18 protein-coding genes and 2 pseudogenes are annotated in these 23,057 nt (G+C 68.1%); 2 read left to right on the forward strand and 18 right to left on the reverse strand.

What is annotated here, in order from left to right:
- Nucleotides 1-2: 2 nt before the first annotated feature.
- From DAT37_RS36585 to DAT37_RS36610, 6 genes and pseudogenes are all read right to left on the reverse strand, one after another.
- A complete protein-coding gene (locus DAT37_RS36585; RefSeq protein ID WP_109529521.1) occupies nucleotides 3-1,184 on the reverse strand; it encodes a thiolase C-terminal domain-containing protein in 1,182 nt (393 codons plus the stop codon).
- Nucleotides 1,181-1,636, reverse strand: a complete 456-nt coding sequence (locus tag DAT37_RS36590; RefSeq protein WP_109529522.1) for a Zn-ribbon domain-containing OB-fold protein — start codon at nucleotides 1,634-1,636, stop codon at nucleotides 1,181-1,183. The genes DAT37_RS36585 and DAT37_RS36590 overlap by 4 nt, the downstream gene beginning before the upstream one ends.
- A complete protein-coding gene (locus tag DAT37_RS36595; RefSeq protein WP_109529523.1) occupies nucleotides 1,633-1,947 on the reverse strand; it encodes a hypothetical protein in 315 nt (104 codons plus the stop codon). The genes DAT37_RS36590 and DAT37_RS36595 overlap by 4 nt, the downstream gene beginning before the upstream one ends.
- 127 nt (nucleotides 1,948-2,074) lie before the next feature.
- Nucleotides 2,075-3,562, reverse strand: coding sequence for an acetyl-CoA acetyltransferase (locus tag DAT37_RS36600; RefSeq protein WP_109529524.1), 1,488 nt, complete (start codon nucleotides 3,560-3,562; stop codon nucleotides 2,075-2,077).
- Complete coding sequence (locus DAT37_RS36605) at nucleotides 3,559-4,596, reverse strand: LLM class F420-dependent oxidoreductase (protein WP_109529525.1); 1,038 nt, start codon at nucleotides 4,594-4,596, stop codon at nucleotides 3,559-3,561. Before DAT37_RS36605 ends, DAT37_RS36600 begins: the two co-directional genes overlap by 4 nt.
- Nucleotides 4,597-4,641: 45 nt before the next feature.
- Nucleotides 4,642-5,451: pseudogene (locus DAT37_RS36610) on the reverse strand (enoyl-CoA hydratase/isomerase family protein).
- Nucleotides 5,452-5,541: 90 nt separating this feature from the next.
- Here DAT37_RS36610 and DAT37_RS36615 point away from each other — a divergent pair.
- A pseudogene (locus DAT37_RS36615) lies at nucleotides 5,542-6,180 on the forward strand (SDR family oxidoreductase); the annotation flags it as partial.
- 23 nt (nucleotides 6,181-6,203) lie between these two features.
- Here DAT37_RS36615 and DAT37_RS36620 read toward each other — a convergent pair.
- From DAT37_RS36620 to DAT37_RS36675, 12 genes are all read right to left on the reverse strand, one after another.
- Nucleotides 6,204-6,947 (reverse strand): SDR family oxidoreductase, encoded by a 744-nt coding sequence (locus DAT37_RS36620; protein WP_109529526.1) that lies wholly within the window; start codon nucleotides 6,945-6,947, stop codon nucleotides 6,204-6,206.
- 5 nt (nucleotides 6,948-6,952) lie between these two features.
- Nucleotides 6,953-8,473: a class I adenylate-forming enzyme family protein gene (locus tag DAT37_RS36625; protein WP_109529527.1), complete on the reverse strand. Its 1,521-nt coding sequence runs from the start codon at nucleotides 8,471-8,473 to the stop codon at nucleotides 6,953-6,955.
- Between the two features lie 52 nt (nucleotides 8,474-8,525).
- Nucleotides 8,526-10,142, reverse strand: coding sequence for an FAD-dependent oxidoreductase (locus tag DAT37_RS36630; protein WP_109529528.1), 1,617 nt, complete (start codon nucleotides 10,140-10,142; stop codon nucleotides 8,526-8,528).
- Nucleotides 10,142-12,376 (reverse strand): molybdopterin-dependent oxidoreductase, encoded by a 2,235-nt coding sequence (locus tag DAT37_RS36635; RefSeq protein ID WP_109529529.1) that lies wholly within the window; start codon nucleotides 12,374-12,376, stop codon nucleotides 10,142-10,144. The genes DAT37_RS36630 and DAT37_RS36635 overlap by 1 nt, the downstream gene beginning before the upstream one ends.
- Nucleotides 12,373-14,529 carry a molybdopterin-containing oxidoreductase family protein gene (locus tag DAT37_RS36640; RefSeq protein ID WP_232840221.1) on the reverse strand — a complete coding sequence of 719 codons (2,157 nt, stop codon included), beginning with the start codon at nucleotides 14,527-14,529 and terminating at the stop codon, nucleotides 12,373-12,375. Before DAT37_RS36640 ends, DAT37_RS36635 begins: the two co-directional genes overlap by 4 nt.
- Nucleotides 14,516-16,057, reverse strand: a complete 1,542-nt coding sequence (locus DAT37_RS36645) for a class I adenylate-forming enzyme family protein (protein ID WP_109529531.1) — start codon at nucleotides 16,055-16,057, stop codon at nucleotides 14,516-14,518. Before DAT37_RS36645 ends, DAT37_RS36640 begins: the two co-directional genes overlap by 14 nt.
- Nucleotides 16,058-16,262: 205 nt before the next feature.
- Nucleotides 16,263-17,492 carry a CaiB/BaiF CoA transferase family protein gene (locus tag DAT37_RS36650; protein ID WP_109529532.1) on the reverse strand — a complete coding sequence of 410 codons (1,230 nt, stop codon included), beginning with the start codon at nucleotides 17,490-17,492 and terminating at the stop codon, nucleotides 16,263-16,265.
- A gap of 22 nt (nucleotides 17,493-17,514) precedes the next feature.
- On the reverse strand, nucleotides 17,515-18,162 hold the full coding sequence (locus DAT37_RS36655; protein WP_109529533.1) for a PaaI family thioesterase: 648 nt from the start codon (nucleotides 18,160-18,162) through the stop codon (nucleotides 17,515-17,517).
- Nucleotides 18,163-18,169: 7 nt separating this feature from the next.
- Entirely contained in the window at nucleotides 18,170-18,931 is a 762-nt protein-coding gene (locus DAT37_RS36660) for an enoyl-CoA hydratase/isomerase family protein (protein ID WP_109529534.1), read from the reverse strand.
- 4 nt (nucleotides 18,932-18,935) lie between these two features.
- Nucleotides 18,936-20,114, reverse strand: coding sequence for an aromatic ring-hydroxylating oxygenase subunit alpha (locus tag DAT37_RS36665; protein ID WP_109529535.1), 1,179 nt, complete (start codon nucleotides 20,112-20,114; stop codon nucleotides 18,936-18,938).
- Between the two features lie 98 nt (nucleotides 20,115-20,212).
- Nucleotides 20,213-21,511 carry a sensor domain-containing diguanylate cyclase gene (locus DAT37_RS36670; protein WP_109529536.1) on the reverse strand — a complete coding sequence of 433 codons (1,299 nt, stop codon included), beginning with the start codon at nucleotides 21,509-21,511 and terminating at the stop codon, nucleotides 20,213-20,215.
- Between the two features lie 479 nt (nucleotides 21,512-21,990).
- Nucleotides 21,991-22,416: a YybH family protein gene (locus DAT37_RS36675; RefSeq protein ID WP_198654617.1), complete on the reverse strand. Its 426-nt coding sequence runs from the start codon at nucleotides 22,414-22,416 to the stop codon at nucleotides 21,991-21,993.
- A 120-nt stretch (nucleotides 22,417-22,536) separates the two neighbouring features.
- Between DAT37_RS36675 and DAT37_RS36680 the strand changes: the two genes are divergently transcribed.
- Entirely contained in the window at nucleotides 22,537-22,821 is a 285-nt protein-coding gene (locus DAT37_RS36680) for a winged helix-turn-helix transcriptional regulator (RefSeq protein WP_198654618.1), read from the forward strand.
- Nucleotides 22,822-23,057: the final 236 nt, after the last annotated feature.

Consider the following 23,057-nt stretch of genomic DNA (forward strand, 5'->3'; position numbering starts at 1 on the left):
TGTCAGAGGGTGTCTTCGTGGCCGAAGAGCGTCGAGCTGACCAACGGCGCCATCGGCCCGCCGATGAACAGCGAGGTGCGCGCGCCCGCGACGGGATTGGTCGAGGTGCCTCGGATCTGTCGGACCGCCTCGACCGCGAGGCCCATACCGTTGACGAACGAGTCGGCGATATTCCCGCCGCTGGTGTTGACCGGCAGTTTTCCGATTCCGGCCGTTAGGTTGTCGACGGTGAGCACCTCGCCCGCGGCGGGGCCGGGCTGGGCCAGACCGTGGTCGATCAGCGCCGCGACGGCGGGGCCGCTGAAGTTCTCGTACACCTGCACGACGTCGATGTCGTCGGGTCCGAGCCCCGCGCCCGCCCAGAGCCGGTCCGCGACCCCGGATCGCCCGGGGCGACCGGAGAATCCGGCGGAGGTGTAGAGGTCGTCGTTGTCGATGATCGAGGAGTAACCGCCGGGCGCGCCCTGGGCTCCCGACAGCAGGTAGGCCGCGTCCGGGCGCATACTCTTGGCGCGCTCGGCCGAGACCAGTACCAGCGCGACCGCGCCGTCGCTCTCGCGCGAGCAGTCGAAGAGGTGGAACGGCTCGGTGATCAGCCGTGAGGCCTCGTAGGTCGCCTCGTCCAGCGGCGTGCCGTACCCCGCCGCGGTGGGATTGTTCTGGGCGTGCCGGTAGGCGGCGAGCACCAGCGCGCGCATCGCCTCGCGTGGCACGCCGTCGTGTTCGAGCAGCCGCTGGGTGCGCAGCGCGCATACCTGGGCGGGCGAGCCGACGCCGTGCGCGAGATAGTGCGGCCCGTAGAAGTACTTCGCGTAGCCGAGGCGTCCGGTGTTCTCCTGAGCCATCGAGCGGTACACCACGACGGTCTCGGCCTGCCCGGTCGCGATCGCGACCGCGGCGTTGTTGATCGCGGCCGCGACGGCGCCGCCGCCGCCGCCCCACATCATCGTGGACCAGCGCACGTCCTCGACCATCAGCGCGCCGCCGAGGATCGCGCCGTCGTGGCCGCCGCCCGCGTAGGAGACGAAACCGTCGAGTTCTCTCGGCGAGACGCCCGCGTCGGCACAGGCCGCCACGATGGCCTCCAACGTCATCCGCAGTTCGCCGTGCGGGGATTCGCCGCGCCGGTAGTGCAGTTCACAGACGCCGACGACCGCGGCGGCGCCGCGTAGGACGATGCTCATACCTGTTCTCCTCGTGCCGCGCCGCGGCGCCAGCGCAGCAGCGGCCACGTCGCGCCCTCGTCGAGTTCGATATGTCCGGTCACCGGATCGCCGATGCGGACCCGATCGGTGTCCTCGCCGGTGAGGATGCCGAGCACCCTGCGGTTTCCGGCATTCGGCAGCGCGACCAGGACGGTCACGTACGGAACCCGCTCGGCGAGTTCGGTGATGAACGGGTAGTGGCTGCGCGACCAGCTGTAGACGGTGCCGACCGGGTCGACCGGTTCCCAGCCCGGGTCGAAGGTGTGGCAGTGGCCGCAGATCCACTGCGGGCCCCAGATCCATTCGCGGCACCGCGTGCAACGTTGCAGTCGCAGTTCACCGGCGCGCAGACCGTCCCAGTACGGCTGGTCGAGGCCGTCCTCGGCCGGTCCCCACGGGAGTTCGAGCACGGCGGCCGCGTCGTCGCTCATGCCGACGTTCCGGTGGCCGGGAAGTTCTCGAGGCGCGCGGCTTTCCACTGCCCGTCACGCGACTCCCAGATGGAACGGAGACCGATCACGCCCTCGGGGGTCGCGTAGACGGTCTCGCCGATTCTGATGTCGCCCTCGGCACGGACGTCCTTGATCTCGAAACCGTCGACCGCGCCGCGCGGGACGCTCACTCCGTCGAACACCGTGGCGAGATTCTCCTGGACCATATCGGCCAGCGCGGCTTTCATATCGCCGGACACCACATGGCCGACGTGCCGCTCGTACACCTCGCGGAAGTCCTCTGCGGACATGTCGAAACTCCTTCTTCCCGACCCCGGAGCGGCGTCCACCGCCCGGGATCGATCCCATTTAACCTTATGTCATTAGGTTATTTACAGCAATGCCGAATAGCGCAATGCCCACCCGGTGAACTTTTCGCTACCTCCGGGCGAACCGGAACTCCCCGTTGGTGGTCACCGCGATCGGCTCACTCGCGACATCGACCTCCACCAGGCGCGCCAGGGCTTCCGGTTCGACGGTCGTCGCCAGCGTCCTGCCGCCGTCGGGGGTGCGGGCGGCGACGAACGCGCGCTCGGGGACTCCGAGACGGTCGTGCGCCACCGTCCACGACTCCACCGTCGCGGCGCCGTCGAATTCCGGATGGGCCACCCTCGTGGATTCGCGGTCGACCAGCGGCTGCACGTTCTCCCGGCGGAACCCCTCACTCGGCGGCTCGGTCCGGTAGACCCCGAACGCGTGTTTGGTCAGGTAGCCGCCGTTGGCGGTGAGCAGGCCGTAGCTGCCGGGCGATTCGCGCAATCGGGTGGCGAGGGTCGCGATCGCGTGGGTGCTGTAGTTGTTCCACGGGCCGCCGGCGAACGTCAGCCCACCGGTCACGGTGAGCCGACGTCCGGGATCGTCGAGCGGCAATCCGAGTTCGGCGGCGGCCACCTGTACCGCGGAGGGGAAACAGGAGTACACGTCGACGTGCGCGAGATCGTCGAGGCCGATACCGGATAATTCCAGCGCCCTCGCTCCGGCGACGCGGATCGCGGGCGATCGGTCCAATGCGGCGCGTTCGGCGATGTCGTAGGTGTCGTGCGCCTCGGTGCCCGCCTGCGGGAACACCCAGTTCTGGCGTGGAATGCAGAGCCGGGTGGCGACCTCGACCGAACACAGCAACAGCGCGGCACCCTGTTCGACCATATTGTTCGAGTTCAGCAGTTTGGTGTAGGGCCAACTGATCCAGCGGTTGTCCCGCGATGGCGTGACGATCTCGGACGCGGTGTATTCGCGCCGGGTCCACGCGTGCGGATTGGTGGAGGCGACCTTGCTGAAGCCCGACCACAGCGCGCCGATCACCTCGCGGTGTTCGTCCGTCGAACGGCCCGCGCTGACCCGCAGCGCCTGTTCGAACAGCGGGTACACATACGCCGGACGGTCGAGCAGGGCCCGCTTCTCGGTCACCGATCGCATCGGCACCTCGTCGACGAGCATCTGCGCCTTCGCGACGGATTCGTCCTGGATGGTCCAGTCGGGCCGAATGCCCTCGGCGCGCAACTTCATCCGACTACGCCAGGATTCCGCGCCGCCGATCAGGACGACCTCGGCCCGGCCCGCCGCGATATCCTCGCAGGCCCCGTTGACCAGAACCTGCGGGGTGCTCCCACCGCTGCCGGTGTATCCCGTGTGACGTGGCGTCGCGCCGACCAACGCGCCGACCAGCGCTCCGGGATCGCGGTAGCGCCAGGACAGCATGCCGACGAGTCGCACCGAATCGACGGAGCCGAGCAGCGCGGCGCTACCCGCCTCGTCGGCCGCCGCGCGCGCCGCGTCCGCGATCAGCTCGACCGGTTCGCGGCCACCGGACCGGTCGTTGATCTGGCCGCCGCCGACGAGGACGGGTGTGCGGGGATCGAGGCTCACGACCGCACCGCCTCGAGAATGCGTTCCCGGCTTTCCGGGCGCGGCCAGCCACCGAGAATCATGGTGGTCAGGCAGGTGGGTTTCCAGCGTTTCACGATGTCCTCACAGATCTTGTCGACGGGACCGATCAGGGCGACGTCCTCGACCATCTCGGTCGGCACCGCCTGCGCGGCCTGATCGGCGCGACCGCTCAGGTACAGGGCCTGGATCTCCGCGCACGCCTCGCCCCAGCCCATCCGCGCGAAGACGTCGTTGTGGAAGTTCGCGCCCTTGGCGCCCATTCCCCCGGCGTACAGCGCGACGGTCGGCTTGAGTATCGCCGCCGCCTTCTCCACGTCGTCGTCCTCGACCAGCCAGCACACATTGGCGACGTCGAAATCGTCGGCGGCGTGCCGGGCGCCCGCCCGGTCGAAACCCGCCGCGAGGGCGGCCCGGTAGAACTCGTCGGATTTCGGCGAGAACCACAGCGCGATCCAGCCGTCGGCGATCTCGGCGGCCAGCGCCACGTTCTTTGGCCCCTCGGCGCCCAGATAGACGGGAAGGTCGCGGCGCAGCGGGTGCACGATCGAGGAGAGCGGTTTGCCGAGTCCGGTACCGCCCTCGTACGGCAGTCGATAATGCTTGCCGCGGAAGGTGATCGGCTCCTCGCGGGCCCAGACCGCCCGCATGATCGCGATGTATTCCCGGGTCCGTTCCAGCGGCCGCGGATAGGGTTGGCCGTACCATCCCTCGACGACCTGCGGACCCGACGCGCCGATCCCGAGGATCATCCGGCCACCGCTGAGATGGTCGACGGTCTGGGCCGCCATGGCCAGCGCGGTCGGGGTGCGCGCGGACATCTGGCAGACCGACGTCCCGAGCGCGATGGACGAGGTCCGCGCTCCCCACCAGGCCAGCGGCGTCAACGCGTCGGAGCCGTAGGTCTCGGCCGTCCAGAAACTGTCGACGCCGAGCGCCTCCGCCTCGGCCAGGGTCTGCTCGGTCCGCCGGGGTGGGCCCGCGCCCCAATACCCGGACATGACGCCGACCTTCACGAGATCACCTCGATGTCGCCACACATACTCAAAGCTGTTGTCCTATCAGCGGTTCAGGTAGACCGGGGGGCGCTTCGCCAGAAACGCCCGGACGGCCTCGCGGTGGTCCTCGGTCATCGCGCTGAGGATCTAGGTCCGGTTCTCGGTATCGATCGCGGCACGCAGGCTGGGCGCCTCGAGGTTGGACCACATCACCTCCTTGGTCATCCACACTCCGAAGGGAGTGTTGGCGGCGATGGTCTCGGCCGTCTCCAGTGCCGCGTCGAGCAACCGCTCCCCCGGCACCACGGAGGAGACGATGCCGATGCGTTCGGCCTCTCGCGCGGTGACCGATCGCCCGGTGAGCAGGATCTCGGCGGCCCTGGCGAACCCGATCATGCGCGGGAGCAGCCAGCTGACGCCGATATCGCAGTTGGACAGCCCGCGGTTGATGAACGACGCGTGCAACTGCGCGGAGTCGGCCATGATGCGGATATCGGCCATGAGCGCCAGCGCCATGCCCCCGCCCGCCGCGGCGCCGTTGATCGCCGCGATGATCGGCGCGCGCGTTCCCCGGCAGGCTTCGACGAGGGAGGCGATGTGCTGTTGCGCGCGCAGTCCGGCCTGCGGACGCCCTTCGCCCTCGAGCGCGCCCGGTGGCGGGCCGTACCCTCGCAGATCCAGTCCGGCGCAGAACGCGCGCCCGGCGCCGGTCAGCACGATTGCCCGGATCTCGGAGTCGTGGCGGACGTCGGCCAGCACCCGGTGCAGCGCCTCGACGAGTTCGGCGCTCATCGCGTTCAACGCGTCGGGCCGGTTCAGACGGATCAGCAGGACGCCGGGTCGTGGCCGCTCGGTCACGATCTGATCGGGCATTCGCGCACTTCCCCTCGGGTGGTCGGCAGCATCGTCGTTCGTTGTCACCTTGGACATATCAAGCTAACACCTTTAGGTTAATACCTCCAGGTCGAAGGTTTGTCGACCAGGGTAAGGAGGGTTGGGAACATGAAAGAACTACACGGGAGCGTCGCCGTGGTCACCGTCGGCGCCTGGACCTACCTCGACGACACCACCGTCGAGGAGTGGGACTCCTCGTTCGCGATGCTGGCCCGCAGCGCGTTCCTCGGAACCAAACACGCGGCACGGGTGATGCGCGAACAGGGCGCCGGCTCCATCGTCAACGTGTCCTCGGTAGCCGGGATACGCACGGGCTTCGGCCCGCATCCCTACGGCGCCGCCAAGGCCGCCGTGTTGCAGATGACCCGCAGCGCCGCCAGGGAACTGGCCGAATTCCACGTCCGCGTCAACGCGGTCACCCCGGGCGGGGTCGCCACCCGCATCGTCGGTCACGGCGCGGGCCTGGACGGCGAGGAACTGGACTCCAGCGTCGAGGACGTGCGGCGCGGGCTGCGCGGTTTCCAGCCACTGCCGCGCGCGGGCGAGGGCGAGGACATCGCGGGGGCCGTCGCGTATCTGGTTTCGGCGGACGCGTCCTTCGTGACCGGCCAGAACATCGTCGTGGACGGCGGACTCACGCTCGGCAAGGGCTGGCCGGGCAACTACCGGGCCGAGGCCGAGGCCGCGCGGCGGGCCGCCGCGGGCTGACCGACGGTGACTCGGCGGCCCGGTCAGACTCCGACCGGGCCGCCGAGCCACACGCCGACCTCCTCTCCCGAGACATGCGCGCCCTCCGCACCCACCAGGAACGAGACCGTCGCGGCGATCGAATCGGCCGGTATCCGCGGCCAGTGCGCCGCGAGGGCTTCGACCGCCCCCGCGCCGCCCGAGGCGATGATGTCGGTCTCCACGAAACCCGGCATCACCGCGTTGACCGTGATCCCGCGCCGGGCCACCTCCAACGCCATCGTTCGCGTCATCGCGACCAGACCGGCCTTCGCCGCCGAATAGGCGCTCATACCGGCGGATGGCCGCCGCCCTCCGGTCGGACTGCTGAGGAAAACCACACGGCCCCAACCATTCTCGTACATCGCGGGCAGCGCGGCGTGCGCGCAGTAGAACGCGCCGCTGAGATTGACACCGATCACCCGGTCCCAGTCCCGAGGCGACTGCTTGCGCGCGGCACCGGCGAGATTCATGCCCGCGTTGTTCACCAGTACCGCGGGCGCGCCCAATGTGCTTGTCGTCGTGGCGATCAGCTCTTCTGCCTGCGCGGCGTCGGAGATGTCGGCGCGGATCGCGATGGCCCGCCCGCCACCGTCGATGATCCGGTCGACCACCTGTTTCGCGTCGGTCTCGCTCGACGAATAGTTCACCGCGACGGCGAAACCGTCGCGGGCCAGACGTCGCGAGATCGCGGCGCCGATCCCGCGACCACCACCGGTGACCACGGCCACCTTCTGCTCGATCGACATCGCCGTCACCGCACTTTCGAGTAGGTCATGGGCACATCGGCGTAGGTCTCGCGCATTTCCCGCTTGGCGATCTTGCCGCTCGGCATGCGTGGCAACGGCTCATCGACGAACACCACATAGCGCGGCACCTTGTAATCGGCGAGGTTGCGCCCGCAATGCTCGATGACGGCCGCCACCGTGAGTCCCGCCGTCCTCCTCACGATCGCCGCGGGCGTCTCGCCGAACTTCTCATCGGCGACGCTGATCACGGCCACCTCCTCGACCTCGGCCAGCTCATTGATGACCTGCTCGATCTCGGCGGGCGAGATGTTCAGCCCGCCGGAGATGATCATGTCCTTGAGCCGGTCGACGAAGGTCAGATAACCGTTCTCGTCCAGTTTTCCGAGATCGCCGGTGCGCAGCCAACCGTCGACCACGGTGGCGCGGGTCGCCTCGTCGTTGCGCCAGTACCCCGGCATCATGCCGGGACCGCGCAACAGGATCTCGCCGACTTCGTCGGGCGCGCAATCGGTTCCGTCGGCGTCGACCACCCTGATCTTGGTGAATATGCCGCCCCAACCGCATTTGTCCGGATGATCGGCCGCCTCCGTGCGCGGCATGACGGTGGCCGAGCCGCCGATCTCGGTCTGTCCGTAGAGCTGTCGCAACTGCACACCCCTGGCCAGCCAGGTGCCGACCAGGTCGGAGGGCACCCGCGCGCCACCCACGTGCGCGGTGGTCAGATGCCGCAGATCCGCGTCGCCGAATCCGGGTACCCGCGCGATCTGCTCCCACAGAATCGGCGGTCCGGTCAGCGTGGTCACGCGACTCTCGACCAGCACCCGCAGCGCGGCCTGCGGATCGAAGCCCGGTTGCAGCAGCAGGGTTCCGCCGTGCAGCACCGTCCGTGCGATACCCCAGATGATTCCGGCGGCGCTGAACAGCGGCAGCACCATCAGCACCCGCAGCCCGTTCTGTTCGATCGGTTCCATCAGCGACCACTCGTGCATCTCGCCCGCGATGCTCGCGTGGGTGAACACCACGCCCTTGGCTCGCCCGGTAGTGCCGCTGGTGAAGACGATGGCGGTGGGCGCGGTGTGATCCATGATCGGCGTCCGGAACCGCGGATTCGCCGTGGCGCGCAGCGGGCGCACGACCACGTCGAATTCGGCGATCGCGAAATCCCCTCGGGCGGAGTGCACCTGGTCGAGCCGGGGGCGCAGATCGCGATCACAGTAGACGAGCGCGGGTTCGCAATCCTCGACGAGCGCGGTCAGCTCACCCGCCAGCATGCGGTGGTTGAAGGGCGCGCAGATCGCGCCGACCTTCATGGCGCCCAGCGCCGCCGCGCACCATTCGAGTGAATTCACCCCGAGGTAGCCGACCCGGTCACCGACCGTGACTCCGCGCGCGGCGAGGTCGGCGGCGACTCCGTCGGCCCAGGTGTCGAGTTCCCGGGAGGTGACGATGTCGCCGGCGAAGTCGATCGCGGGCTGATCGGGGATCACACGGGCCCAGTAGGTCAGTGCGTCGATCACAGATCTCATGAGCTGCCTTTCGATATTCCGATGGCGATCCCCCGCGCAGGAACCCGCCGAGTCACCCCCGTGCCGCCCGCGCGATATCTCGCGCCGCCGCCACATCCACGACCTTCACGCGCGGCCGACCCGCCGCCCGTCCCGCTTCCCGCTCGTGCCGGTCGATCGCGCGCCAGTCGATCCCGTCCAACAGGTCCGGCCGCCGCGCGCGCAGCAGTGTCGCGAATTCCTCGGCGTCCTGTTCCGGTGCGCCCAGGAGTCCGGCACGGAAGTCCTCGACCAGGTTGGCCACGGTTTCGGCGGCACAATACCGATTGGTGCCGATCACTCCGGTGGCGCCGCGTTTGATCCAGCCCGCGACGTACTGCCCCGACACCGAACCGCCCCCATCGGTCACCCGGCCCGCGATATTGGCGATCGTGCCGCTCGCCTCGTCGAACGGCAGACCTGGCACGGGCTCGCCGCGATACCCGATCGCCCGGAGCACCAGACCAGTTTCGACGACCTCCTCGGCGCCGGTACCGGATTCGGTGACGCGCAGCGCCTCGACCCGGTCGTCGCCGACCACCTCGCGCGGCACGGAACCGAACCGGAAGACGATCCGTTTGTTCCCCGGGATGTACTCCCGCGCCGCGTACTCGGCAAGGATCGCCGCTTTCCTGCCGTCGGCCGCCTCGATCGCGCCCCCCACACCGACGTCGATCCCGGGCAACGACCCGAGGGCGAGCAGTTCCGGCGTCGTGCACGCCGCGTGCTCCGGCGCGCGTCTGCCGAGCACGATCACCTCCTCGATCGCGCTGTCGGCCAGCGCGGCGAGCGCGTGATCGGCGATATCGGTGCGGCGCAGGTCATCCGGGGCCGACACGAGGATCCGCGCGACGTCGAGGGCGACATTGCCGTTGCCGACCACGACGGCCCGGCGGGTCGACAGGTCGAAGACGCGGTCGGCGTATTCGGGATGGCCGTTGTACCAGGCGACGAACTCCCTGGCGGCATGGCTGCCGGGCAGTTCCTCACCGGGGACGCCGAGGCGGCGATCGCCCGCGGCGCCGGACGCGTGGATCACCGCGTGGTGATGGGCGAGCAGTTCCTCGACGCTCACGTCGGTGCCGATTTCGACGCCGAGGTGGAAGCCGAAACCGTCGCGCCGGGCGGTCCGCTCGAACACCCGGTCCACCGTCTTGGTGTGCCCGTGGTCGGGGGCGACGCCGAATCGCACCAGTCCCCCGGCGACGGGTAACCGTTCGAACAGGGTGACCCGTGCGTCGATGTCGCGGCGTGCCAGCAGCTCTTCGGCGGCGTAGAACGCCGAAGGTCCCGATCCGACGATCGCCACCCGCACGATTTCCGGTTCACCCCGGCCCGTCGTCGCGATCGACGGCGGCAGGGGCTGCACGTGCGCGCCCGACGGCGTGGCGCGCGGGTTGCGGGTGAAGTACTCGAGATTGATGTCGCGGTAGGGCTGCTGGTCGGCGCTCAGCGCGTCGTCGGGGACGATCGCGTCGACCGGGCACACCTCGGCGCAGGCGCCGCAGTCGATACACGCGCCGGGATCGATGTAGAGCATCTCGGTGCGCGCGTAGTCCCGCTCGGCGGGTGTCGGATGGATGCAGTCCACCGGGCAGACCGCGACACAGGTCGCGTCGTTGCAGCAGTTCTGGGTGACCACGTACGCCATCAGCCGTGCTCCTGGCTCGTTCGCGCCACGGTGACCCTGACGCCGTTGAAGATCGGGGACGCCGTCAGCGCCTCGAGGTCGGTGTCGTCGTCGACCAGCGCGTTGTAGTTGGCGCCCGGCACGGCCGCCGACCTCGACATACGCAGGCCCGGACCGTCGTGTCCCCATCCGTGCGGCATGCTGACCACGCCCGCCCGCAGCGCGTCGTCGATCCGCAGTTCCGCTTCGACGGAAGCGATCCTGGAGGTGACCGAGACCTGATCGCCGTCGATCAACCGCAACGCGGCCGCGTCCACCGGGCTCATCAGCAACGCGCACTGGCCCCCGTCCGGCTGGGGCAGCGCGTTGTGCAGCCACGAGTTCATGCCGCGCCGCTGCCTGCGATTGATCAACAGGAGCCCGTCCTCGACGCGGGTCAGGCTCGCGCGCAGCCGCGGCAGGTCGGCCACGATCATCTCCGGCATCAGATCGATCCGGCCGTGCGGCGTCCGCAGTACCTCCGGCAACCGGGACCGCAATGGCCCGTAGTCGATACCGTTCGGATTCGCTTCCAGCAGCGCGAGAGTCAGTCCGCCCTCGATGCCACCGAATCGGTCGCCGTAGGGTCCGCTGCGCAGTCGCAGATCGAGTAGCCGCGCGGGGCCGCGCCGATCTCGGACCGCCTCCGCCGCCCGTTCCGGTTCGCAGCCCGCCAGTTTCGCGGCGCGCCGGACGGCGACGGCGGCCACCTCGTCGTCCAGATCCGCGACCGAACGGTCGGGGACACCGCGGGCGATGGCGGCCAGCCGGAGCAGGATCTGCCATTCGGACAGTTCACCGTCGGCGAGTTCGAGCAGCGGCGGGGTGTAGCGGGCGACATTGCGCACTTGGAAATGCGACAGCGTCACGTCGTGGTGGCCCCGGGTCGCCAGGGGCGGGGGCGGCAGGATCACATCCGCGAATCGGGTGGTCTCGTTGAGGTAGCAGTCCACCGACACCATGAAGTCGAGCGCGCCGAGCGCTCGCTCGATCGCCGCGCTGTTGGGCAGCGAGCGAGCGGGATTCCCGGCCAGGGTGATCAGCGCGCGGACGCGCCCCGGTCCCGGGGTGAGGATCTCCTCGGCGAAACACACCGCGGGTAGTTCACCCATCGCCTCCGGCAGATCACGCACCCTCGATCGCCAGCGGTCGAAGGTGAGCCGGGGCGGTTTTCCGGTCGGCCAGGTGTTCGGCCCGCCGCTCGGGGGCAGCGCGAACATCGCACCGCCGGGCCGGTCCAAATTCCCGGTGACGATCGTCAGCACCTCGACCAGCCAGTTCGCCAGCGTGCCGAATTCCTGCATGCAGGTGCCGATCCGCGAATGCGCCACCGCCGACGGCGCGCCCGCGAAGCCGCGCGCGACCGAACGAATCAGATCCGGATCGACGCCGCAGGCCGGAGCGGCCGTCTCCGGCGGATACGCGGCGGCCATGGCGAGCGCCGCCTCGAGGCCGTCCACGACCTCGGGCACCCGTCCCGGACGGGCCAGACACTCGTTCGCGATCACCGACACCACCCCGAGCAGGAACAGCGCGTCGGTGCCGGGACGGATCGCCACGTGGATGTCGGCGACCTCCGCGGTTCGGGTCCGTACCGGATCCACCACGACGAGCGTGCCGCCGCGTTCACGCAGCGCGCGCAATCGGTGGTGCATGCCGGGCGCGGTGACGGTGCTGCCGTTGGAGACCATCGGATTCGAGCCAAGGATCAGCAGGTAGTCGGTGCGATCGATATCGGGCAGGCTCACGCCGAGGCCGGTTCCGTACAGCAGCATATGGGCGAGATTCTTCGGCCAGGTGTCCACGCTCGCGGGCGAGTACACATTCCTGGTGCCGAGAGCGCCGATCAACTCGCCGAGGTAGAAGGTCGAGTCGAGATGGTGCGCGGCCGGATTACCGTGGTAGAGCGCGCAACTGCCGGGATCGGCGACGAATTCCGGTAGTCGCGCGGCTATCTCGTCGAATGCCTCGACCCAGGTGGCCTCGCGGAATTCCCCGCTCGCGGTGCGCAGCATCGGTACGCGAACGCGGTCGGGGTCGGCTTCGAGTTCACCGAGCCCCAGCCCCTTGGCGCAGCTGTGTCCGGCGCTCATCAGGTCGGCGGGATTGGGCGTGACACGGGTGACCGCGCGTGCGTCGAGTTCGAAGATCAGGCCGCAGGTCGACTCGCACAGCGGGCAGATCCGGTGTCCGGTACGTGGCTCGGTGGTCGTCACGGGGTGACCTTTCGATCCTGGGAGGTGAGGCGTTCGATCGCGACCGGCACGGCGGTCATCGTCGGCATCGCGTTGATCGCCTGTGTTCCGTCACGAGTTCCGATGAGCACGTTGACATTCACGCCGAACGACCGGCCCTGCCCGATGCTGCCGAAGCAGTGCGTCATCGACACCGTGCCGCGCGCGAGGGTGCGGTCTGCCCGCGCGGTCGTGCGCAGCAGCCCCGACACCGATCTCACGGTGATCGCCTCCCCGTCCGCGATCCCGAGCGCGGCCAGGTCGTCCGGGTGCAGCGCCGCGGGATTGGCCCCGCCTGGCACCAGCCCCGGTACCCCGGTGCCGGTCGAGTTAATCGCCTCGCGGATACGCCGGACCGTCAGCCGCCACGGAAAATCGCCGGATACGGCCCGTTCCGTCAGCGCGGCACGCAATTCGGCGCGCACGTCGCCCGGCATCAGAGTCAATCGGTGACCGCCACCGTCCGCGCCGGGCGGGCCGACGACGCTTTCGAGGCGCCTGGCGCGCAATCCGTGCGGGGCCTCGGTGAGATCGTCGAATCGCACCCGTCCGCGCTCGGCGGTCATCGCGAGCAACTGCTCGGCACTCGGCGGTGCGGCGGGGTCGAGGATCCGCCCCGCGAATTTCACCGGCTGCCCGGACGCGGTCGCAAGGTCGAGGAAGAACCGCCAGTCCTCGACCACACCGGGTGGCGGTGTGAGCACCGGGGGCGTGTATTGGGCGAACGGTTCGGGGAAGAACGGTTCCATGATCGCGGTGTGGTCGGCGCGCTCGTACATCGTGGTCGGCGCGATGACGTAGTGGGCCAGTGCCGCGGTGTCCGACATTCTCGGATCGACGCAGACCAGCAGATCCAGTGAGCGCAGCGCGCGCAACGTCCGGTCGCGATCCGGCAGCGCGGCCGCCGGATTCCCTCCGGACACGATCAGCGCGCGCACCCGATCCGGGCCCGGTTCGAGAATCTCGTCTGCCAGGATGCCGGACGGCAATTCGCCCCGGATCGCACGGATTCCCCCGATCCGGCTGCGGAACCCGCGCTCGTAGGCCCGGCTCGGACCGACCGCCTCGGCGCGGGCCGGACCCGACCGGTTCAGCACGGCCCGATCGTCGGCGGGTTCCCCCTCGCGCAGGTACCGTCCGCACACCACGTTCAGCACGGCCACGAGGTGTTCGGCGAGATTCGAGTGCGGGCCCATGCACAGCCCCGTGCCGGTGGTCGCCATCCCGCGCGGGCCGTGCGCGAACATGCGAGCCGCCAGCCGCGTCTGGTCCGGGTGCACACCGCAGATCCGTTGCACGAGGGTGGGAGTCACTTCGATCACCGCGGCCGCGAGCGCGGGCAGATCCTCGGCGTGGCGGGCGCAGAATTCCCGATCGTGGCGGCCCTCGGCGAGGATCACATTCAGGATGCCCGCGAACAGCACCGCGTCGGTGCCGGGTTTCGGGGCCAGGTGCAGATCGGCGAGCGCCGCGGTCTCGCTACGCCGGGGATCGACGACGATGAGCCGCAACCCTCGTGCGCGCGCTTCCCGCAGGGTGACCGACGGATTCTGCACCACGGCGCCGTCCCCGTCGCCGCCGTTGCCGGAGACGACAGGGTTGGTGCCGGCCAGCAGCCACACATCCGCGTCGGCCAAGCGTTGGCGGCCCCCGAGGTAGGTGCCCATCCGTTCGGCGACAACCCATTTCGCGGATTGATCGATGGTCATGGTGGAGAACAGCTTGTGCGATCCGGTACCGCGGAACCAGGCACGCGCCATCGGCGGCGTCAGCGCGGCGAAGTTCTGCTGGGTACCCATGAACAGCGCGACCGCGTCGGGACCGTACCGCGCGACGATGGCCCGCAGCCGGGCGGCGATATCGTCGACCGCCGCGCCGAAGGCCACGGGGACATGGGCGCCGTCGGCGGTTCGCCGCATCGAGGTGGTCAGCCGATCCGGACCGTGCGCGAGGTCGCCCGCTCGACGGCCCTTCGGGCACGTGTAGCCGCGCGAGATCGGATGAGCGGCGTCGCCGAGGACACGCGCGATCCGCCCGTCCTCGATATCGAGGAGCACTCCGCAACTCGACGCGCACAGCCTGCAATAGGAGGTGCGCCGGACGAAATCGGGCCGCACACCCTCAGGCGTCGACACGAGCGGAATCCACCGCGACCGCGGAGGAGGGCACCTCGGGAAAACGCTCGCGCAGCACTGTTTTCGCGAGCTTTCCGGAGAAGGTGCGCGGCAGCGGCTCCGGGAGCGCGACCGCGTGCTTGGGCCGCTTGAATCCCGCGAGGTTCTCCCCGGCAACCGAGGCGATATCGGCGACGATCGCGGCGGCGTCGCGCGTGCTGTGGAATACCACCATCGGGACCTCACCCCAGCGGTCGTCCTTGACGCCGATGACCGCCAGATCGACCAGACCGTCGATGCTGTGCAGGACCTTCTCGATCTCGGCGGGATAGACGTTCAAGCCGCCGGAGATCAGCATGTCCTTGCTCCGGTCGACGATCTTGAGGAAGCCGCCCTCGTCCTGTAGGCCGAGATCACCGGTGCGCAGCCAGCCGTCGACCAATGTCTGCGCCGTCGCCTCGGGTTTGTTCCAGTACCCGCTCATCACGTGGTCGCCGCGCACCAGGATCTCCCCGACCTCGCCCGCGGGTGTGTCCGTACCGGGGTCACCGATCCTGACCTGTGTGCCGACCAGGGCCAGTCCCGCGAATCCGGGCCTGGTGAGGGCGTCACGGTAGTTGAGCGTCGACACCATGCCGGACGCCTCGGTCAGGCCGTAGGCCTGCGTGAGTGGGATGCCGTGCTCACGGTAGAACTCGAGCAGGTCCAGGCTGACCGGTGCGCCGCCGGTACCCGCGAAGGTGAATTTCGCGAGGGTGCGGCGCCCGAAATCGGGGAGCTGGGCCATCCGTTCCCAGATGACGGGCACGGTCGTGGTCGCGGTCACCTGTTCGCGTTCGAAGGTGTCGAGCGCGATCTCGGGATCGAATTCCCGCAGCAGCACCATCGTCGCGCCCGGCACCAGCACCAGCTGCGTGAAGATCGACAGCACCGAGCCGGTGTACACCAGCGGCGCGGAGCACATGACGCGGTCGCGTGCGGTGAACCCGTGACTGACGGCCTGGGCGATACCGGGCGCCATCGCGTTGCGGTGGGTGATCAGCGCGCCCTTCTGGATGCCGGTGGTGCCGGAGGTGTAGCAGATGAACGCCGGGTCGTCGCCCGCGATATCGACGACGGGCGCCGTACCCGGATCGAGAAGACCCTCGTACGGGCGGTGCGCGTCGCCGCCGATCGCGTAGGTCTCGAACTCGGCCTGTTCGGCGGCGACCTCCAGCAGTGATGCGAAGGCGTCCTCGACGATCACCACCCGCGGCGCCGAATCCAGCACCATCGGAGCCAGTTCCCGACCGGTGAGCCGGAAATTCAACGGAACGCTGATCGCGCCGAGTTTGACGGTGGCGAGGATGATGTGCGCGAGTTCGGGCCGGTTGAGCATCATCACGGCGACACGATCACCCTTGCGCACTCCACGCGCCGCGAGCCCGCGGGCCAGGGCGTCGGTGACGGCGTCGACCTCGGCCCAGGACTCGGTGCGGTCACCGAACACGATGGCCTGCTGCTGCGGCCGGGTCTTGCCCCAGTACCGGGTCAGGTCCGCCAGATTCATCTGCACTCCTCGTCATTCATCGACCGTCGGCGCGGGTGTGACCCCACTCACGACCGCTCCCAAAAATCTAATACCTATAGGTTCTGTGCGCAACCCCGGTCTTCCGAACCTGCAACGCCGTTCTCGTCGCACCGAAACCACGCCCCCACAGTGATTTTCGTGAGGACGTGGCCGGTATCGAATTGTCTGTGCCGCCTCGGCGCGATTACCCGCTACGCTCCGGCGAACCGAGGGCCGCGATCCGCGCGTCGTCGTAGCCCGCGATCTCGCGCAGCACCTCGACGGTGTCGGCCGCCAGGCGAGGCGGCAGATCCGGCGCGAATTTCTCACCCGCGACCCGGACGGGGCTCACCAGGAACTCGAGTTCACCCACACCGTCGTACTCCACGCGATAGGTGTTCTCCCGCGCCGTGAAATGCGGGTCGGCGAGCATATCGGTGATGCTGTTGACCGGACCGCCCGCGATCTCGTGCTCGAGGAACAATTCCACCCACTGCGCCCTGGTCCGCTCGGCGAAGATCTCCGTCAGCGCCCGCCACACGAGCTCGGCACGCGCCGAGGCGCCCTCGTCGACAGTGGTCAGGTCGACCTCGACCAGGTCCGCGCGCCCGACCGCGACCAGGAAGTTGCGCCAGAACTTCTCCACGTGCGATCCGAACAGGATCGCCTCGCCGTCCTTGGTCCGGTACGCCTCCAGGCGCGGCCAATCCGGGAGCCGCCCGTCCGGCAGCCAGGTCGGCCGAGGGATCGACCGATCCCTGTTCAGTTCCGCGTCGATCAGGTCGGGCATCCAGGCGGCGGCGATATCGATACCGGCGACCTCGATATGGGCGCCCGCGCCGGTCGCGGCGGCCTTGCGCAGCGCGGCGAGCACACCCATCGCCCCGTACGCGCCGAGTGCGTACATCGCGATCGCCGGGGTGGTCGATCCCGCCATTCCCTCGGTGGGCGGTTCGTCGGGGGTGTTCACCGTGCGCAACCCCGCGTAGGCGTCGAACACCGGCCCGCCGGTGCCCAGGGTGCGATAGGGACCGTCGCTGCCCATGCCCGAGACCGTGCACAGCACGATCGACGGATTGACCTGCCGCAACCGCTCGTACCCCACGCCGAGCCAGTCCAGGTATCCCCCGCGCATCCCCTCGATCACCGCGTCACAGGAGCGGGCCAGATCGAGGAACGCGCGCCTACCCCTCGGACTCCGCAGATCCAGCGACACCGATCTCTTGCCGCGGTTCCAGCGCAGGTGCATGAACGCCGGGCCGTCGGGAGCGCCGACGGCGCGACTGCCACCGACCCGCACCGGATCACCGAGCGGTCCGGATTCGACCTTGATCACCTCGGCCCCGAGATCGGCGAGATGGCCGCCGACCGAGGCGGGCGCCAATTGCGCCACCTCGAGAATTCGCACACCGGACAGCAGGGAATATCCGCTCATCGTTCCAATCCTTCGATTTTCGTCACAGTGACGACAAATTCTGCGTCTGATCGGGTTTCAGTTCCACCCAGAGGCCTTCGGCGTCGGCGACGATCACCTCGCGGTCGCGCAGTTCGCCACGCAGGAATCGTTTGCGACCCTCTTGTCCGACCAGCCGCGCCGTGACGGTGAGTTCGGTGTCCAGCGGCGCCGGCGCGCGGAAGTTCACATTCAGATAGGCGGTGCGCGCCCAGGGCCTGCCACCGCTATTTGCCAGCCTGGCCAAGATCTCGTCGAAGATCAGCGGGGTGATGCCGCCGTTCATCGCGTAGCGGCCGGAGTGGAACCTGCCCACCGTCACCCGGCCGCGCACGGCGGTGTGGGTGACCTCGTCGATACGCAACGCCGGGGCGACGGCCTGCCCCCGACCCGCCAGATCCCAGCGCTTGCCGGAGATCTGCTCATCCTCGCCGACCTCGAATTCCGCCAGCACCGAGGCAGTTTCACGCAGTCGCTCCGCCGCGAGCGCGGCCGCCTGCGGTGTCGGCCTGCTCCGGGTGAACGCCTCCTGCACCGCACGCAGCGCCGAGGTCAGCTCGGCGAACTCGTCCTCACCCGCGACGGTCGGTTCGAAAGGGTCGTCCCAGGTGGGATTCCAGAGATCGCGGACCTCGGTCTCGTCCAATGTCATCCCTTCCTCAGCGCGACGCGCGCGCGTCGAAGAACGAGGCGAACAATGCCGAGATCGGCCCCGGCCGCAGTTCGGACCGCGATATCGCGTTCTCCCGTTCGTAGCGCGAGCGTCGATCGTGGCCGGACCCCTCGGTCAACAACGACTTGATCTGCCGCAGCGCCCGCGGCGGCTGGGCCGCCAGTTCCACAGCCAGGCGCACCGCTTCGCCCGCGACATCTCCGTCCTCGGCGTAGCGGCCGAGCAGACCGATCCGATACGCCTCCACACCGAGCACCGACCGGGAGGTCATCAACAGGTCGCGCGCGTGACCGGCACCGACCAGACCATCGAGCAGCCAGGTCAGATTCGCCCCGCCGTACGTCGCAGCGGTCACGGCGATATCGGTATCGGGCCCGCCGACCCGGAAATCCGAACACGCGGCATACAGCGTGCCCGCGCCCCGCGACACCGCGGCGACTGCGGCCACCGTCGGTTTGGGAAAGGTGAAATACCGCCATAGCAACTCGTCGCGTTCGAGCATGGCCGCGACACCGTCCTCCTCGGTCATGGCCGCGAGTTCCTTCAGGTCGTAACCCGAGGAGAAGGCAGCGCCCGCGCCCGCCAGGATCACTACGCGGATGCCGTCGTCCTCGGCCGCCGCGCTCAGCGACAGATCGAGCGCGCGTTGCACCGCCAGCGATATCGCATTGCGCGCACCCGGCCGGTTCAGCGTCAAACGCAGCACGCCGGGAGCCGGTGTGTCGTCGCGCAGTTCGTCGATGGACACCCCGCTACCGGTTCGACCCGGCGCCCGCGGGCTCTACCAATCGCACGGCGTCATCGGTGATCATCTTGTGGAACACCTGGCCCGGCAACTCGTTTCGGCCGTAGATCAGCTCGTCGACCTGACCGTTCGCGGCATTGTCGGTGATTGTCTTGGTGACGAACCAGTCCTCGGCGTGCAAGGTCTCCATGAGCAGTTCCCAGTTCTTCTCGAGAATGCGCACCTCTCTCGGCGTCTCGGGCTTCGTGGGCGAGAGCAGCCGGATAGTGCAGTAGGAGACGTTGGGATCCTCGGTATCCGGGACAATGGTCCAGATCTCGAAGTGGTTCGGCTCGGTCACCAGCATCGTGCCCGGATAGACCGTGTAGTTGGCCAGCGAGTAGTCGCGCACGTCGAACGAGTCCGGATCGGCGTCGCGCACCTCGGTGATCGACTTGCGCGCCACCACGATCCGCCACGACCGATCGACCAGGTCGAAGGCGGTGATATTGCCCTGGAGGTAGTTGCACACGGTCTTGGTGTGCAACTGGCACAGGTGATAGGAATCCTGCACGCCGTCGACCGCGATCTTCCAGTTCATCTCGAGCCGCCAGGTCTCCTTGCGGACCTGATACGACTCGGCCATGCCGGTCGCGGCGACCTCGGCGTCGTGCTTCGGTCCCAGAACCGCCGCGATATCGAGGTCGGCACCGACCGTCGGCACCACCCAGATCAGACCGTGGCGCACCTCGCAGGGGAATTCCACCAGTCCGTACTCCGAACGGTCCATTCCGTCGAAACCCTCCGAATGCGGCATCCCGCGCAGCGCGCCGTCCTTGCCGTAGGCCCAGTTGTGGTACGGGCAGCTGAAGACACGTTTACAGCCGGACTCGGCGAATTCGACCTTCGCGCCCCGGTGGCGGCACACGTTCGAGAAGGCCTTGACGCTGCCGTCGCTCTGCTTGACCACCAACAGCGGAGTGCCGATCAGCTCGGTGGTGAGGAAATCGCCGGTCTTCACCAGCTCGTCCACGTGCGCCACGATATGCGGGAATTTCCGGACGACCTGCCGCTCACGCTCGGCCAGTTCCGGATCGTTGAACACCGCGAAAGGAACCCGCAGCAGCGTGTCCGCGTAGTCGGTCGTGTTGTTGTCGACATGGGCGATCAGCCGTCGGGTGAGTTCGATCTTGTCGTCGCGTTCCATACAGCGATCGTGACACATAAGACATTCACTGTCTAGCGTCTCACCAAGGAAGTACGGGGGACCAAAAACCTACAATCCATAGATTCTGGACCTGTTCGTCACTCTCCGGAGATTCTCGTTCCCTCGAGCACGCACAGCTTCCATCGGTCCTTGCCGTCCTTCTTCGCCCGATAGAGCTCGCGGTCCGCGGCATCGAGCAGGACCTCCGACCGGGCACCCCAGATGTCTGCCACTACGGTGCCCATACTGGCGGACACCGGGATCTCTCGATGATCGATGACGACAGGACTTCCCAACCCGGCGAGTACGGAATCGACGACCGCGACGATTCTGCGGTCATCGACCGGCGGCGGTATCAGAATCACGAACTCGTCTCCACCGATGCGCGCGACGACATCTCCGATCGCGCAGCATTCACGGAGTCTGGTTGCCACCCCCGACAGGACGCGGTCACCGACCACGTGACCGTAGCGATCGTTGATCCGCTTGAACTCATCGATATCCACGAAGCACAATCCCAGCCGATCCCCGGCTCCAGCGTGACGGCACATCTGCTCGATCTGCTCGAGCAGATAACGACGGTTGGGCAGTCCCGTCAGCGAGTCGTGTCGGGATTGCCAGCGCAGTTCCTCCTGCAATCGGTGCCGCTCGGTGATGTCTTGGCCGACCGCCAGCAAAAAGTCGTCGGCACTCACACCGGGCACATAGGTGATCGAACAGGCCAGCCAGCGAACGCGACCGTCGGCGGCCACCACACGGCTTTCGGTCCGGATGGTGCCCCGTCGAACAGGGACGAGCCGTTCGGACACCAACCGACGAATCTCGGCGACCTCCTCCGGGTGCGCGAACTCGAACATCGACATCCCCCGCACACTGGCGAGCGGTAGACCCACCGAATCTGCCAAACAGCGATTCACCTCGGCGAAGGTGCCCTCGATATCCGCTATCCCGATCGCCACCGCCACATTGTCGAAGGCCATGCGGAACAATTCGTCGACCGCCACCGCATCGGCCCGACCCACCAGCGACCGGTTTCCGACCGGCGTCATCGACGGTTCGGTCACCTGTGCGGTGTGATGCCCTTGGCCGATCGCCGTGGCCAACAGCGAGAAACGAACTCCCGCGTCCGGATGGACACTCTGCTCTACCAACTCGTAGAGCGCTCGGGTCGACACGCCTGGCACTGCGGCGTCGACGAAACCCAGCGACGCCAGGGCAGATCCGACCCGTAGCCCGACCCCGGCGTCGAACAGCTCGCCGTTCATTCCGGCCTCTACCGACTCGACCAATCCCGTCAGTATCGCGCCGACACTGGCCGGCGGAACCGGGGCGGCAGACAACGCGGCAAGCTCGCCGGACCAGCGCGACAGCAATCGCGAGCGCGCGGCTTCATCCATGGCAAATTCCTCGACGGGCGTCCAGGCGATCCGCTCCGATCACCCTCACCGCCGCACCAACAATAACGCCGCTCTATCAGCGTTGACGAGTTAGCGCCGACTGGTCGCCCGGTAAGTCCGACCGCACGTTCGGCCGCCCGCAGTCGTTCCATCAACTCGTCTCATGAACCGCCGAGGATAGAAGGTAGCGAATCGCCGGATGCCAGGGCGACTGCAAGGCCAACAGAGTGCTCCAGCGCCCCACATCGTCGTTCGGCAGACACCTCGAACCCGAGGAGTGCCGCCGCTGAAATCCCCGACGAGCAGCAGGTTCGCCGCCGGAACCCGGAACTACTATCTGCCCTGCTCCCGCCTCCCCGAATCCGGCACCAGCACACCGGCATTCGCTGGCATCCGGTGAGCAGCCGTCTTGGCCGGACACTCGCCGCAACCGGAACCTACTCGCGTCTCGCCGGTTGGGCGTTGCCGAGAGGTTGGACTTATTCGTCTGGCTGGGCCATCACGCCGAACGGGTTGTCGATGATGTACCGCCAGAGACCGTCGGCCCCTCGCCGCGCGACGTCGGTGGCGGTGCCTTCGATATGGACACGTCCCCCGTCGGGGCCGATTCCGTCGATGACCCAGTCGACGATCAGCAGGGCGATGTCGTCGACCACGTAGGTGTGGCGAGGTCGGACGGTGATCGGCAGGCCGAGTGCCAGGAATTGCGCTGTTGCGGAGGCCAGGGCGGCTCCGGTCAAGGGTGCGCCGGGTTGTGGCACGAATACGGCCCGCTGTTCATAGAGCTCGGCGACAGCCGTCGGTGATCCGGAGTTGAAGGTGGCGGCGAAGACCATCGGGTGTTGCCGGGGGTCATCGGTGAGAGCGACAGTGGACGGATGGATAGTGTCGGTTTCGAAACTCATGCCACCAGCCAAGCGTGCGCGAACGTAGCTCACCAAACGGAAACCTACAGCTGGGATACCGAATTGGTGCCGACAGAGTCCGGCCGAACACCTCGACCGGACATCGCATGTCCGGTCGAGGTGGCATTGTCGGCCGTCTCCGGCCGCTGGACCACCTTGGTGCTGCGAGAACTCATGCACGGCCCGTCCTCGTTCAGCGAACTGGCCGAGCGACTACCGGAGATCAGCCCGAAGGTACTTACCGAGCGCTTACAGAACCTGGGTGACGGTGGGCTGGTCTCGCGGCAACGGTTGGCCGGATTCCCGACGCGGACCCGGTACGTGGTGACGCCTGCCGGGGAAGCTCTGCGGCCCTTGCTGATCGAACTGTATCGAGTCGGTGAACGACTACTGCATCTGCGTTGAACACCAACTCCGGGCACCGAGCTCCACGTGCTGTCCGGCGTTGGGAATTGCTCGTCTAGGTGGTGACGCCGGCGTGGAGGCGGCCGGCTGGTGGCCGGTTCCCAGCGGCTGATGTTGTCGATGGTAGTTGTCGTGGATGTTCTAGATCCAATGCCGCGCAGTTAGGGGTCGTGCCTGGTTGTCAACTCGGTTGGTGGTTGGCGGGGATGGTGGGTGGATTGGGTTGTGCGGCAGGG

Source organism: Nocardia aurea, from assembly GCF_003123685.1.
GTDB classification, from domain to species: Bacteria; Actinomycetota; Actinomycetes; order Mycobacteriales; family Mycobacteriaceae; genus Nocardia; species Nocardia aurea.